At 61.7% G+C, this 12,768-nt stretch carries 15 protein-coding genes; 9 read left to right on the plus strand and 6 right to left on the minus strand.

The features are described from left to right. The 5 genes from WB528_RS22115 to WB528_RS22135 form a co-directional block, all read left to right on the plus strand. On the plus strand, window positions 1-1,115 hold a 1,115-nt coding region (locus tag WB528_RS22115), incomplete at its 5' end, for a response regulator (protein ID WP_423890684.1). Window positions 1,116-1,137: 22 nt separating this feature from the next. Continuing rightward, window positions 1,138-1,608 (plus strand): chemotaxis protein CheW, encoded by a 471-nt coding sequence (locus WB528_RS22120; protein ID WP_423890687.1) that lies wholly within the window; start codon window positions 1,138-1,140, stop codon window positions 1,606-1,608. Window positions 1,609-1,669: 61 nt separating this feature from the next. Next, window positions 1,670-2,035: a response regulator gene (locus WB528_RS22125; protein WP_423879797.1), complete on the plus strand. Its 366-nt coding sequence runs from the start codon at window positions 1,670-1,672 to the stop codon at window positions 2,033-2,035. A gap of 94 nt (window positions 2,036-2,129) precedes the next feature. Beyond that, the gene (locus WB528_RS22130; RefSeq protein WP_423890689.1) at window positions 2,130-3,293 is read left to right on the plus strand and encodes a protein-glutamate methylesterase/protein-glutamine glutaminase; all 1,164 of its coding nucleotides are present in this window, start codon (window positions 2,130-2,132) and stop codon (window positions 3,291-3,293) included. After that, complete coding sequence (locus tag WB528_RS22135) at window positions 3,290-4,168, plus strand: CheR family methyltransferase (protein WP_423890691.1); 879 nt, start codon at window positions 3,290-3,292, stop codon at window positions 4,166-4,168. The genes WB528_RS22130 and WB528_RS22135 overlap by 4 nt, the downstream gene beginning before the upstream one ends. A 14-nt stretch (window positions 4,169-4,182) precedes the next feature. Here the strand turns inward: WB528_RS22135 and WB528_RS22140 are convergent, their stop codons facing one another. From WB528_RS22140 to ctrA, 4 genes are all read right to left on the minus strand, one after another. After that, a complete protein-coding gene (locus WB528_RS22140) occupies window positions 4,183-5,340 on the minus strand; it encodes a glutathionylspermidine synthase family protein (RefSeq protein ID WP_423890693.1) in 1,158 nt (385 codons plus the stop codon). Between the two features lie 8 nt (window positions 5,341-5,348). After that, the gene (locus tag WB528_RS22145; protein ID WP_423890695.1) at window positions 5,349-5,750 is read right to left on the minus strand and encodes a hypothetical protein; all 402 of its coding nucleotides are present in this window, start codon (window positions 5,748-5,750) and stop codon (window positions 5,349-5,351) included. A gap of 1 nt (window position 5,751) precedes the next feature. Then, the gene (locus WB528_RS22150) at window positions 5,752-6,156 is read right to left on the minus strand and encodes a DUF350 domain-containing protein (protein ID WP_423890697.1); all 405 of its coding nucleotides are present in this window, start codon (window positions 6,154-6,156) and stop codon (window positions 5,752-5,754) included. Window positions 6,157-6,305: 149 nt separating this feature from the next. Continuing rightward, the gene (ctrA, locus tag WB528_RS22155; protein WP_008138878.1) at window positions 6,306-7,007 is read right to left on the minus strand and encodes a response regulator transcription factor CtrA; all 702 of its coding nucleotides are present in this window, start codon (window positions 7,005-7,007) and stop codon (window positions 6,306-6,308) included. 367 nt (window positions 7,008-7,374) lie between these two features. Between ctrA and fliI the strand changes: the two genes are divergently transcribed. From fliI to WB528_RS22175, 4 genes are all read left to right on the plus strand, one after another. After that, on the plus strand, window positions 7,375-8,700 hold the full coding sequence (gene fliI, locus WB528_RS22160) for a flagellar protein export ATPase FliI (protein WP_423890700.1): 1,326 nt from the start codon (window positions 7,375-7,377) through the stop codon (window positions 8,698-8,700). A gap of 109 nt (window positions 8,701-8,809) precedes the next feature. Further along, entirely contained in the window at window positions 8,810-9,229 is a 420-nt protein-coding gene (fliJ, locus tag WB528_RS22165; RefSeq protein ID WP_423890701.1) for a flagellar export protein FliJ, read from the plus strand. A 394-nt stretch (window positions 9,230-9,623) separates the two neighbouring features. Further along, window positions 9,624-10,169 (plus strand): sigma-70 family RNA polymerase sigma factor, encoded by a 546-nt coding sequence (locus WB528_RS22170; protein WP_423890703.1) that lies wholly within the window; start codon window positions 9,624-9,626, stop codon window positions 10,167-10,169. Window positions 10,170-10,189: 20 nt separating this feature from the next. After that, a complete protein-coding gene (locus WB528_RS22175; RefSeq protein ID WP_423890704.1) occupies window positions 10,190-11,050 on the plus strand; it encodes an anti-sigma factor in 861 nt (286 codons plus the stop codon). Window positions 11,051-11,227: 177 nt separating this feature from the next. Here WB528_RS22175 and WB528_RS22180 read toward each other — a convergent pair whose 3' ends face one another. After that, window positions 11,228-11,428 (minus strand): hypothetical protein, encoded by a 201-nt coding sequence (locus WB528_RS22180; protein ID WP_423890706.1) that lies wholly within the window; start codon window positions 11,426-11,428, stop codon window positions 11,228-11,230. A gap of 347 nt (window positions 11,429-11,775) precedes the next feature. Further along, window positions 11,776-12,768, minus strand: a 993-nt coding sequence (locus tag WB528_RS22185) for an FHIPEP family type III secretion protein (RefSeq protein WP_423890709.1), incomplete at its 5' end; no start/stop codon positions are given.

The following is a 12,768-nucleotide window of genomic DNA, read 5'->3' on the forward strand; positions in this document are numbered from 1 at the left end:
TGCTCAAGATCGACGACGGTTCTTCCTCCGATCCCGAAAACGGCTTCATCGTCGTCACCCAGGTCGGCAGCCAGACTTTCGGCATCGTGGTCGACGGCGTGTTCCACACCGAGGAAATCGTGGTCAAGCCGATGTCGACCAAGCTGCGTCACATCGACATGTTCTCCGGCAACACCATCCTGGGCGATGGCGCCGTGATCATGATCATCGATCCCAACGGCATCGCCAAGGCGCTCGGCGCTTCCGGCAATGCCAGCCACGAGATCGCCGACGAAAATGCGGCGCATCGCGCCGCCGGCGCCGAGCAGTTGACGTCGCTGCTGGTGTTCCGGGCCGGCTCCAACCAGCCCAAGGCGGTGCCGCTCGGTCTGGTGACGCGTCTGGAGGAAATCGCGGCCGAAAAGATCGAGCTCTCCAACGGCCGCTCGATGGTGCAGTACCGCGAACAATTGATGCCACTGGTGCAGATGGCCGGCGTGAATGTCCGCACCTCCGGCTCGCAGCCGATCCTGGTGTTCGCCGACGACGGCCGCTCGATGGGGCTCGTCGTCGACGAGATCATCGATATCGTCGAAGAGCGCCTCCACATCGAGGTCGCAGGCTCAAGTGACGGCATCCTTGGCTCCGCCGTGATCAAGGGACAGGCCACCGAGGTGATCGACGTCGGCCACTTCCTGCCGATGGCGTTCTCGGACTGGTTCAGTCGCAAGGAAATGCGGCCCTCGATGTTGGCGCAGTCGGTGCTGCTGGTCGACGATTCCGCGTTCTTCCGCAACATGCTGGCGCCGGTGCTGAAGGCAGCGGGCTACAAGGTCCGCGTCGCCCCGAGCGCCCAGGAAGGTCTCGTTGCCTTGCGTTCCGGACAGACGTTCGACGTCGTGCTGACGGACATCGAAATGCCGGAGATGAACGGGTTCGAATTCGCCGAGACGATCCGTTCCGATGCGCATCTGGCTTCGATGCCGATCATCGCGCTGTCCTCGCTGGTTTCTCCGGCGGCGATTGAGCGCGGGCGGCAGGCCGGCTTCCACGATTACGTCGCCAAGTTCGACCGCCCGGGCCTGATCGCGGCGCTCAAGGAGCAGACCGCCGAAATGAACCGGCAGGCGGCGTGAGGTGGGGCATATGGACCAAGGCATGACCAGCAAAACCGAAGCCGTCGAAGGCGCCGTCGCCGAGTACGTTACCGCCATGATCGGTGGTCAGTTGTTCGGCTTGCCGATCTCGCGGGTACAGGATGTGTTCATGCCGGAGCGGGTGACGCGCGTCCCGCTGGCCTCGCGCGAGATCGCCGGCGTTCTCAATCTGCGCGGCCGCATCGTCACCGTGATCGACATGCGCGCCCGCCTCGGGCTGCCGAAAAATGACGACGGCAAGCCGCCGATGGCGGTTGGCGTCGATCTTCGCGGCGAATCCTATGGCCTGCTGATCGACCAGATCGGCGAGGTGCTGAGGCTTCCCGATGAAAGCCGTGAAGAAAACCCGGTCAACCTCGATCCCCGCATGGCCAGGCTTGCCGGCGGTGTCCACCGCCTCGACGGGCAGTTGATGGTCGTCCTGGACGTTGAGCGGGTGCTCGAAATTTCGTCCGAGATGATGGCGGCTTGAGATCTGACGAACGCGTAGTGAAGAAACCCAATCGGGTTTTCTTAGGACAAAGGCAACGACAATGAAAACATGTCTCGTCGTGGATGACTCGAGCGTCATCCGAAAGGTTGCAAGGCGCATTCTGGAAGGTCTGGATTTTCAGATCGTGGAAGCCGAAGACGGCGAGAAGGCGCTTGAAATCTGCAAGCGCGGATTGCCCGAGGCCATCCTGCTGGACTGGAACATGCCCATCATGGACGGCTACGAATTCCTCGGCAATCTCCGCCGCATGCCCGGCGGCGATCAGCCGAAAGTCGTGTTCTGCACGACGGAAAACGATGTGGCCCACATCGCGCGCGCGCTTCATGCCGGCGCCAACGAGTACATCATGAAGCCGTTCGACAAGGACATCGTCACGGCCAAGTTCCAGGAAGTCGGTCTGATCTGATTTCCCGCGTCTATCCATCCGGCGGCTCACAAGCCCCGGTTCTGCCGCTGAAGCGTATGTTCGATTTCGGCGGGGTTGAGTTGGGTTGGTGAGAATGAGTGTTGCGTTGACAAGTCCTGCGGCTCTTGGCCCGGTGCAGCAAGAGCCGCTGCGGGTAATGCTGGTTGACGATTCTGCCGTCATCAGGGGCATGATTTCCCGCTGGCTTGGATCGGAGCCCGACATTGTCGTGGCCGCGTCGCTGCGGACCGGCCTTGAGGCCGTCAACCAGATCGAACGCATCAATCCCGATATCGCCGTGCTCGATATCGAAATGCCGGAGCTCGACGGCAGCTCTGCGCTGCCCCTGCTGCTGGCGAAGAAGCGCAACCTGATCGTCATCATGGCCTCGACGCTGACCCGCCGCAATGCGGAGATCAGTTTCAAGGCGCTGTCGCTCGGGGCTTCCGACTATATCCCGAAGCCGGAAAGCACCCGCGAAGCCACGGCCGCCGAGACCTTCCGCCACGATCTGGTGCAAAAGATCCGGCATCTGGGCGCCAAGGTTCGCCGCTCATCCCATCCAGCGGCGGCGCCCTCGTTGGCTCCAGCGCATGATCGGATGCGCGATGCCGCGCTTCGTGCGCCCGCGGCGCCAATCGCGCCGGTGGTGAAGCGCAGCTTCTCGTCGCAAAATCCCCGCGCGCTGCTGATCGGCTCGTCGACGGGCGGCCCGCAGGCGCTGATGGCCGTTGTCGCCGCGATCGGTCCGGTCATCGATCGCTTTCCCGTGCTCATCACCCAGCACATGCCGCCGACCTTTACGACAATTCTTGCCGAGCATCTGGCGCGCGCCAGCAACCGGCCGGCGAGGGAAGCCGTCGACGGCGAAGCAGTCAAGGCCGGTCACATCTATCTCGCCCCGGGCGGACGTCATATGCGCGTGGTGCGCCACGGAGCAGAGCCGGTGATCGCGCTCGACGACGGACCGCCGGTTAATTTCTGCAAACCCGCCGTCGATCCGCTCTTCGCCTCCGCCGTCGACGTGTGGCAGGGCGCCACCCTGGCGCTTGTCCTGACCGGAATGGGTTCGGATGGGATGCGTGGCGGCAAGGATATCGTTGCTGCCGGCGGCAGTGTGATCGCCCAGGACGAAGCTACCAGCGTGGTGTGGGGCATGCCGGGCGCGGCAGCCCATGCCGGCATTTGCGCAGCGGTGCTGCCGCTCAATCAGATCGCGCCAAAACTGGTGAGGTTGTTTTCAGGAGATCGCTCGTGACGCCGTTGGATTATGAGTTCTTGCGGAAGCTCCTGAAGGAGCGTTCCGGGCTCGATCTGTCTTCCGACAAGCAATATCTGGTCGAAAGCCGGCTGGTGCCGCTGGCGCGCAAGTCGGGCCTGCCGGGCATTACCGAACTTGTGCTGAAAATGAAGGCGGGGGGTGCCGAAGCGTTGACGGCCGAAGTGGTCGAGGCGATGACCACCAATGAGACCTTTTTCTTCCGCGACAAGATGCCGTTCGATCATTTGAAGGACACGATGCTGCCGGCGCTGTTGCAGGCGCGTAGCGCGCGCCGCTCCTTGCGCATCTGGTGCGCGGCTTCATCGACCGGGCAGGAGCCGTACTCGATCGCGATGTGCCTGAAGCAGTTGGGCGCCGCGGTTGCGGGCTGGAAGGTCGATATTGTGGCGACGGACCTGTCGCAAGGCGTTCTGGAAAAGTCGAAGGCCGGCATTTTCAGTCAGTTCGAGGTTCAGCGTGGCCTGCCGATTCAGATGCTGGTCAAGCACTTCACCCAAGTCGGCGACATGTGGCAGCTCAATGCCGACATCCGCTCCATGGTGCAGCATCGCCAGCTCAACCTGCTTCAGGATTTCGGTCATCTCGGAACCTTCGACGTGATCTTCTGCCGCAACGTCCTGATCTATTTCGATCAGGACACCAAGGCAGGCATTTTCGAGCGCCTCGCGAGGGTGGTCGAAGGCGATGGCTTCATGGTGCTGGGTGCGGCCGAATCCGTGGTGGGTATCTCGGATGCCTTCAAACCCTATCCTGACCGGCGCGGGCTCTATCGCCCGAACGCGATCCGGGCCGTCAAGCCGGGCATGGCGGGCGGCATGCTGCAGAGGGCCGCGGCTGCCGCGGCGCGATAGCGTCGGCTCATTCGTTAGAGGATCGCGTGTGGCAGAAAGCGTGACGTATTGCCCGTGATCGGATTTTCGTCCTCCCGGATCGATAACCCGCATGGGACGTGGTTGACGAGCCAGCTCCCAAGCACGGGATATTGGCCGGAGAAGTTCGGCAGCGGCTCCAGGGCCTGGCGAATATAGCCTTCGGCCCCGTACGGACCTTGCTGCTCGGCGACAACGCTGCCGTGACGAACCATTTCGACATTGGCGCCTTCGCGGGAAAGCAGCGGTTTGCGCACGAAGGAGGAGCTGAGGCTTTTTGCGCCAGGCTCCTCCTCGAAGAAAGCGGGCAGCAGGTTGGGGTGGCCCGGAAACATCTCCCATAGCAAGGCGAGCATGCCTTTGTTGGACAGGATGGCCTTCCATGGCGGTTCGATCCAGCGGGTGCGCGCCTGGGCAAGCCTTTCGCCGAAGGCGTCGTGAAACATCCACTCCCACGGATAGAGCTTGAAGACGAGCGTCATCTCTTCATCTCTCAGATCGACAAAGCCGCTGCCCTCGCGCCAGCCAATGCTTTCGATGTCGAGCAGAGTGGTTTGGAGGCCGGCTTGCTTCGCGGTGTCCTCGAGATAGGCAAGTGTCGTGGCGTCCTCCGGACTTTCGAGCATCCCGGCGAGATGCAGGTGGCCTGTGGCGCCAAGCTTTCTCCAGGCCTCGATCAGGCGCTCATGCAGCGAGTTGAACTGATCGGCGCCTGCCGCAAGGAGACGCCGCTCGATTCCCTGTTCGAGCCAGGTCCATTGAAACACCGCCGCCTCGAAGATCGAGGTCGGGGTGTCGGCGTTGTATTCCAGGAGCTTCGCCGGCCCGCTGCCGCCGTAGCTGAGATCGAGCCTGCCATAGAGGCCGGCTTCCCTGCGGCGCCAGGAGTCGCGGATCCACGGCCAGACCGCCTGCGGTATCCGCAAGCGGCGCAGATGCCGCTCGTCATTGGCGACACGATCGCAGAGTTCGAGGCACATCGCATCGATTTCACCTGTCGGCGTCTCGATCCGGTCTTCGATTTCAGCCAAGGAGAAGGCGTAATAAGCGCGCTCGTCCCAGTAACGCGCGCCGTCGATCGTGTGAAAGTCGAAGCCGCAAGCCTCGGCGGTCGCCTGCCAGTCGTCGCGCTCGCTGCAAGGGATCCGCTGCACCGGAATCGCTAACTGCCGGAAAAATGCGCGGCGATCGACCGCGCGAAGCCGCCGAAGCCGCCACGCGCGGTTTCGGTCGAACCTGAAGCGGTCGATGTTCCCGACGATGACGAACTGCCGCCGTAGAAACCGCTGCGTGACCACCATCCGCCCGAACCGCCATGGCCGCCGCTCCACGACGAAGCGCGCGACGTGCAGGCCGTGGCCGCAGCCGGCGACGATGGCGCTGACATTCCGGGTCCGTTCGGCTGGCAATTTTCACGGGGCATCAGCGCATAGGCGCTGCCGCCGACCGCCAGCGTTCCCGTCAGAAGCAGCGCGACGTGGCGGGAGCGCTTCACGGGTGGCGATGCTACCGGCGCTACCGCCGGCTTGCGCTTGCCGAACTCCGTAGGCGGCGGGCTCGTCATGTCAGCCGATCATGCAGGCGGCGTTGAGCGCGCCGGCGGCGAACGAAGAAAGTCCGAGCCAGATCGCCGGCGCCAGTTCGCCCGCCGCGATCTTGGCCGACAGGTTCGGCACCGGAATCTTGATGACGTAATAGACCACGACCTGGACGATCAGCGCGATCAGGCTCCAGATCAAGCAGTCCACGATATTGGAGGAATGCGCGATGGCGCTCACCACCGGCAGGGTGAAGCCGAGCAGGCTCAAACCCAGCGCGACCGCGGCCGCCGGATCATTGTCGCGGATCAGCTTGAACTCGTCATGCGGCGTGATGCGCGTATAGACGACGAGATAAACCACGACTGCAAGGATCGCCGTGCAGAAGTAGACCAGGAATGCCGGCAGGCCGGCGAGCGATTGCAGGATCATCTTCAGCCCCCGTGTGCGTAAGGCGGGAGGATCGCACAACCCCATCCGTCGCGACACGGCAACCAACGGTTCAATCCCCAAATAAAAACCCCGCCATTTGCGGCGGGGTTCAGTCTGGGAGGAGTGAGCCTACGGGCTCGCACGAAAGATCAGGCGGGAATGCGCTCTTCATGTTCGTGCGGCTCGCGCAGCACGTAGCCGCGGCCCCACACGGTTTCGATGAAGTTGCGGCCTTCGGAAGCATTCGCAAGCTTCTTGCGCAGCTTGCAGATGAAAACGTCGATGATCTTCAGTTCGGGCTCGTCCATGCCACCATAGAGGTGGTTGAGGAACATTTCCTTCGTGAGCGTGGTGCCCTTGCGGAGCGAAAGCAGCTCCAGCATCTGGTATTCCTTGCCCGTCAGATGCACGCGCTGGCCACCGACCTCGACCGTCTTGGTGTCGAGATTGACCACGAGATCGCCGGTCTGGATGACCGACTGGGCGTGGCCCTTGGAGCGGCGCACGATCGCATGAATGCGGGCAACCAGTTCGTCCTTGTGGAAGGGCTTGGTCATGTAGTCGTCGGCACCGACGCCGAGACCCTTGACCTTGTCCTCGATGCCGGCGAGGCCGGAGAGGATCAGAATGGGTGTCTTGATCTTGGAGACCCGGAGCTGCTTGAGCACGTCGTAGCCGGACATGTCGGGCAGGTTGAGGTCGAGAAGGATAATGTCGTAGTCGTAAAGTTTCCCGAGATCGACGCCTTCTTCCCCGAGATCCGTCGTATAGACGTTAAAGCTCTCGGATTTCAACATCAACTCGATCGACTGCGCGACGGCGCTGTCATCTTCAATCAGCAAAACGCGCATGCCAGTCCCCTATAGTCGCCGCTCCTGGGCGTCAGGTCGGCCGCACTTGCGGCACTCAAAACGCCTTTGAACAACTGATTCGGATCCTGACGGGATATGGTTAACAAAATCTGATTCTGTTCCGCAAGATCCCATCGTGCAATTTTTTTCGAATCGCCCTAAGATATTGCGTAGAAGCAGTTTTTTGTATCCGATCTCGCTCAAGCTCTACATTAAGAGGCGGGTTTAACCGACTCCTAAGATTCGCCCTTCCCAAATCAGGTCGAGCGTCCTCAGTTACCAAAGACAGTGACGTAATGATTAACGATGCGAGTAAACACCGAGTTAAGGTCCAGCCCCAAACGCGTGAAAACTTAAGGTTTTCGCAATGAAGGCGCTTGCTGAGCAGATCAGCGACATCGATGGCGTCAACATTTATGGCCGCGTAGTCGGCGTTCGTGGCTTGATGGTGGAGATCGCCGGCCCCATTCACGCGATGAGCGTTGGCGCTCGCATCGTGATCGACACCGGCGGGAACCGTTTCATCCCCTGCGAAGTCATCGGTTTCGCCGGCAGCAACGCGGTTGTGATGCCGTTTGCGGGCCTCGACGGGGTGAGGCGGGGCTGTCGCGCCGTGATCGGCAATGCCGGCAATCAGGTGCGGCCGTCGCCGCAGTGGCTCGGGCGCGTCATCAACGCCATGGGCGAACCGATCGACGGCAAGGGGCCGCTGCCGCAGGGCGCTTCCCCCGTGCCCTTCCGCAACGCGCCGCCGCCGGCGCATTCGCGCAAGCGCGTCGGCAGTCCGCTCGATCTCGGCGTCCGCGCGCTGAATACGTTCCTGACCTGCTGCCGCGGCCAGCGGCTCGGCATCTTCGCCGGCTCCGGCGTCGGCAAGTCGGTGCTGTTGTCGATGCTGGCGCGCAACGCCGATGCCGACATCACGGTGATCGGTCTTGTCGGCGAACGCGGCCGCGAGGTGCAGGAGTTTCTGCAGGACGACCTTGGCGATGAGGGGTTGGCGCGATCGGTGGTGGTGGTGGCCACGTCCGACGAGCCCGCCTTGATGCGGCGGCAGGCGGCCCATCTGACGCTCGCGATCGCCGAGCATTTTCGCGACGAGAACAAGGACGTGCTGTGCCTGATGGACTCGGTGACCCGTTTTGCGATGGCGCAACGGGAGATCGGTCTGTCGGCTGGCGAGCCGCCGACCGCCAAGGGCTACACGCCGACCGTGTTCACCGAACTTCCGAAGTTGTTGGAGCGTGCCGGCCCCGGCGCCGGCACTGGCACTATCACCGGCATTTTTACGGTGCTGGTCGATGGCGACGATCACAATGAGCCGATCGCGGACGCCGTGCGCGGCATCCTCGACGGCCATATCGTGATGGAACGGCGGATTGCGGAACGCGGAAGGTTTCCGGCGATTAACATTCTCAGGTCGATCTCGCGCACCATGCCGAAATCCGCCGACCCGGCCTTTCTGCCAGTGATAACAAAGGCTCGTCAGGTCATGTCGACCTATGCCGATATGGAAGAGTTGATCCGGCTCGGCGCCTATAAAGCGGGCTCCAGTCCCGAGGTGGACGAGGCGATCCGCCTGCACGAGCCGCTGGAGGCCTATTTGCGCCAAGAGAAGGACGAATCGACCGGATTTAACGAAGGTTATGAGCGGTTGGATCAAATCCTGCGGGATTTGGAAACGGAACGCTAACTTTGTCAGGCCATCATCCGCCTCACATCAGGTGTAAGGCCGGCGGGGCCCCGCAGGGGAGCCGGTGCTGTCCCTTAGACAAATTGGGACTTCTGGGGAGTATGAGTCGATGAAGTCACGTGAAACGCTGATCCGCCTGAAGAAATTTCAGGTCGATGAAAAGCGCCGCAGGGTCTCCCAGATCGAGGGCATGATCGCTGATTTCCAGCGCATGTCGGTCGACCTGGAGCGCGAAATCCAGAGCGAGCAGGAACGCGCCGGAATCAACGACCCGTCGCACTTTGCCTACCCGACCTACGCCAAGGCCGCGATCCAGCGCCGCGAAAACCTCACCCGTTCGGCCGAGGAACTGCGCGTTCAACTCGAAGAGGCCCGCGGCCTTCTGGCCGAAGCCTTTGACGAACTCAAGAAGGTCGAACTTCTCGACGAGCGCGATCAGGCGCGTGAGCGCGCCGAGGAGAGCGCCCGCGAACAGGCCGACCTCGACAGCATCGGATTGATGCGCGCCCGGATCGGCGCCATCGCGTAAGGCTTTATTGATCTCTCGATTGATCTCTCGACATCGTTTCGCAGACCGAAACCCGGACCCTTAAAGGCCCGGGTTTTTCTTTGACCCTGCCGCACTTTTTCATGGTGGTTCGGACTGTTTCCCCGTGGACTGATTTGGCTCAAGATGTGATACGACACACTAGTGGAGTGGATTTGACATTCGCTACCCCGTAGCCGGGAATTCGTGATGCGAATGTCAAATCCAATCTCCACTAGAAACCATATTTGCTAGTGGTCCTTTGATTCCAACAATTGCAAAAGTGCGAGCCAGAGCGGGATGCAAATGTTAGAATCGGACCACTAGGACACCTACTCACCCGGGGCTGCTTTCCGGCAAACGACATGATCGAGCATCGCGATTTGGGGAACGCTAAATGCTGACGCCGGCCGAGCTGGTATGGCTGATCGCCGCAGTGGCGAACGGCGATCAGGCTGCTTTCGAGCGGCTTTACGCCGCCACACGGGCGAAACTGTTCGGCGTCGTCCTGCGTATCTTGCGGCGACAGGATCTCGCTGAGGAGGTTATTCAGGAGGCTTACGTCAAGATCTGGAACAGCGCCGGACAGTTCAATCCGGGGCAGTCTTCGCCGATCACATGGATGGCGTCGATTGCGCGCAATCGGGCCATCGACGTGGTGCGAAAGCGCAGCGAGACCTCGATCGAGGAAGAGCCGGCCGCCATGGAGGTGGCAGCCGACACGCCCGATCCGCTGGCGCGGCGGGAGATGACGGAAGACCTGAAACGGCTGCTGGAATGCGTCGGCCAGTTGGAGCCGGACCGGCAAAAGCTCGTGCTGCTCGCCTATTACAACGGCTGGAGCCGCGAGCAACTGGCGAAGAAATTCGCGGCACCGGTCAATACGGTGAAGACATGGCTGCGTCGCAGCATGATGGATATCAGGGAGTGTCTCGGACTTTAAACCGGGTTTGGATTTGAATGATGGCCTATAGCGAGGACCATATCGCGCTCGCCGCGGAATATGTACTCGGCACACTCGATGCCGGTGAGCGCGCGCAGGTCGATACCATGATGTCCGTCGACAAGAACTTCACGGCGATGGTTCTCGCGTGGGAGCAAAAACTCGGCGCGCTCAACCAGATGGTCGGATCGGTCGAGCCGCGCGCCGAAGTATGGGAGAAAATCAGAGCCGCCATCGGTCAATCCGAGCAGCAGGCGCCGATCGTGCTGCCGCAACCGGAGCTGGAGCCTTTCGCGCCTGTGGCCGAGGCTGCGCCCGTTGTTGCCGACACTTCCAATGTGATCCGGTTGGCCGCCAATGCGCGGCGCTGGCGCACGATTGCGACCGTGACCTCGGCCATTGCGGCGGCGTTGGTCGTGATGATCGGAGTTGGCGTATCGAGGCCGGATTTGCTGCCGGGCGGCGTGCGGCCGGCGTCGAAGACGCAAGTGGCGGAGGTCAAGCCCGCGCCGGCGCCAAGGCCGTCGGCGCAATATGTGGCGGTGCTTCAGAAGGACGGCGGCGGCCCGGCCTTTATCCTGACAGTTGACGAAGCCACCAGGAACTTCACCGTGCGCAAGGTCGGCGCATCTGCCGAACCAGGTTCGAGCTTCGAACTGTGGCTGATCTCCGACAAGCTGCCGAAGCCGCGCTCGCTGGGCGTGATTGGCAACGGCGACTTCACCTCGCGTCCGCTACTTGCCGGCTATGATGCCGACATCGTCAAGTCGGCGACTTACGCCGTGACGGTGGAGCAGTCTGGCGGATCGCCCGACGGCAATCCGCATTCGACGCCGATCTTCGCCGGCAAGCTGATCGAAACCGTCCCGCCGGCTCGCTGAGCTTCTCCCAAAGGGAGAGGATGGCGGCTTCCGCCGCGGTGATAGTACCCCACAAAAAGAAAACGCCCGTGGGGAGCGGGCGTTTTCGAAAGGCCAACTTGGGGGGAAGTTGGGTCTTCCATATATCCACACGGCGTTTTGGGGGGCTGGTAAAGCGCCGCGTGAATTCCTGAATGTCTATCGCACCACCATCGTGCCTGAACTGGTTACCGCAACCGGCTTGCCGGCCTTGATGACGCGCGCGGTCTGCGTCGAACCGTCATCCGAAAACGTGCGAGCCGAAATTCCAAGGCCTGCCACCGCGATCCCAGCGACAAGCGCCATCACAACAATCTTGAGGTGCGTCGAGCGATCGGCGCTGTAAATCGAATGATTCATCCAAGCCTCCTGCCGCCTACCCATTTACGAATTCGTCGTCCTCATCCGCCGACAGGTTCATCACCTCAGGTCTAGAAACGTGGAGATTGGGCTATCGTTTCCCAAGAGGCGATCACAAGGCAGTGATCAGACGTGATTCTTCGCGAGCCATTTTGCAATAAGGCGCCAGAAAATTCAAAATCTAATAGCAAGTATAGTTACTTACAGATTCTGCCGCATTCCGGAACAAAACTAGCCCAGATTACGGAAAATCAAGAAATCAGTTGCCTGTGGCTAAAAACAAACACCGCTGCCGCCTGCTTCGCGCGGCGAACGCCTTCGCCGTGAGGGGCGGGCTCGGTGGGTAGCTAGATGCTGCCGACCGTCTTCAGGCGGGCGCGGGGGTGGATCTCCGACTGCGACAGCACCGTGGTCTGCGCACGGAAACGTTCGACCAGCGAGCGGACGAAGGGCCGGATCCCGGCGGAAGTGACCAGCACCGGCGACTCACCTTCGCGCGCGGCCTGTTCGAACCGGTCGCGCACCATCGTCATGAATTCCGACAGACGCGACGGCTGCATGGCGAGGCTGCGTTCCTCACCCTGTCCGATCAGCGATTCCGCAAAGGCCTGCTCCCACTTCGCCGAAAGCGCGATCAGCGGCAGATAGCCGTTCATGGTGGTATTCTGCGCGCAGATCTGGCGCGCCAGGCGGGCGCGGACGTGTTCGACCACGGTGGCCGGGTTGCGCGAGAAGGCGAGCGCGTCGGCAATGCCTTCGAGAATGGTCGAGAGATCGCGGATCGAGATGCGCTCCGCCAACAGAAGCTGGAGCACGCGCTGGATGCCCGAGATCGTGATCTGGGCCGGCACGATGTCCTTGACCAGTTCACCCTGTTCCTTCGGCAGTTCCTTGATGAGTTTCTGCACTTCGCCATAGGACAACAGGTCGGACATGTTGTTCTTGAGCAGTTCGGTGAGATGGGTCGACATGACGGTAGCGGCATCGACCACGGTATAGCCTTTCAGCGTGGCCTCCTCCTTCAGGCTGGCGTCGACCCAGGTCGCAGGCAGTCCGAAAGTCGGCTCGATCGTGTGGATGCCCGGCACGTCGACCTGGCTTCCGCCGGGATCCATCGCCATGAACTGGTTCGGCCAGATCCGGCCCGAGCCCGCGTCCACTTCCTTGATCTTGATGATGTAGGTGTTGGCCTCGAGTTGCACGTTGTCGAGAATGCGCACCGAGGGCATCACAAAGCCCATCTCGATCGCCATCGAACGGCGCAGCGCCTTGATCTGTTCGGTGAGCCGGTCGGTGCCGTCGGGACCGTTCACCAGCGGCAGCAGCGCGTAACCGAGTTC

The sequence above is a fragment of the Bradyrhizobium sp. genome (genome assembly GCF_049586575.1).
In the GTDB taxonomy this organism is placed as follows: domain Bacteria; phylum Pseudomonadota; class Alphaproteobacteria; order Rhizobiales; family Xanthobacteraceae; genus Bradyrhizobium.

Excerpts from the sequence above, each read along its gene's own strand:
- WB528_RS22175 (WP_423890704.1), top strand. The coding sequence starts at position 10,190 with ATGGCCTATAGCGAGGACCATATCGCGCTCGCCGCGGAATATGTACTC.
- fliI (WP_423890700.1), top strand. The coding sequence starts at position 7,375 with ATGAAGGCGCTTGCTGAGCAGATCAGCGACATCGATGGCGTCAACATT.
- WB528_RS22120 (WP_423890687.1), top strand. The coding sequence starts at position 1,138 with ATGACCAGCAAAACCGAAGCCGTCGAAGGCGCCGTCGCCGAGTACGTT.
- ctrA (WP_008138878.1), bottom strand. The coding sequence starts at position 7,007 with ATGCGCGTTTTGCTGATTGAAGATGACAGCGCCGTCGCGCAGTCGATC.
- WB528_RS22145 (WP_423890695.1), bottom strand. The coding sequence starts at position 5,750 with ATGACGAGCCCGCCGCCTACGGAGTTCGGCAAGCGCAAGCCGGCGGTA.
- WB528_RS22180 (WP_423890706.1), bottom strand. The coding sequence starts at position 11,428 with ATGAATCATTCGATTTACAGCGCCGATCGCTCGACGCACCTCAAGATT.
- WB528_RS22150 (WP_423890697.1), bottom strand. The coding sequence starts at position 6,156 with ATGATCCTGCAATCGCTCGCCGGCCTGCCGGCATTCCTGGTCTACTTC.
- WB528_RS22170 (WP_423890703.1), top strand. The coding sequence starts at position 9,624 with ATGCTGACGCCGGCCGAGCTGGTATGGCTGATCGCCGCAGTGGCGAAC.
- WB528_RS22130 (WP_423890689.1), top strand. The coding sequence starts at position 2,130 with ATGAGTGTTGCGTTGACAAGTCCTGCGGCTCTTGGCCCGGTGCAGCAA.
- fliJ (WP_423890701.1), top strand. The coding sequence starts at position 8,810 with ATGAAGTCACGTGAAACGCTGATCCGCCTGAAGAAATTTCAGGTCGAT.
- WB528_RS22125 (WP_423879797.1), top strand. The coding sequence starts at position 1,670 with ATGAAAACATGTCTCGTCGTGGATGACTCGAGCGTCATCCGAAAGGTT.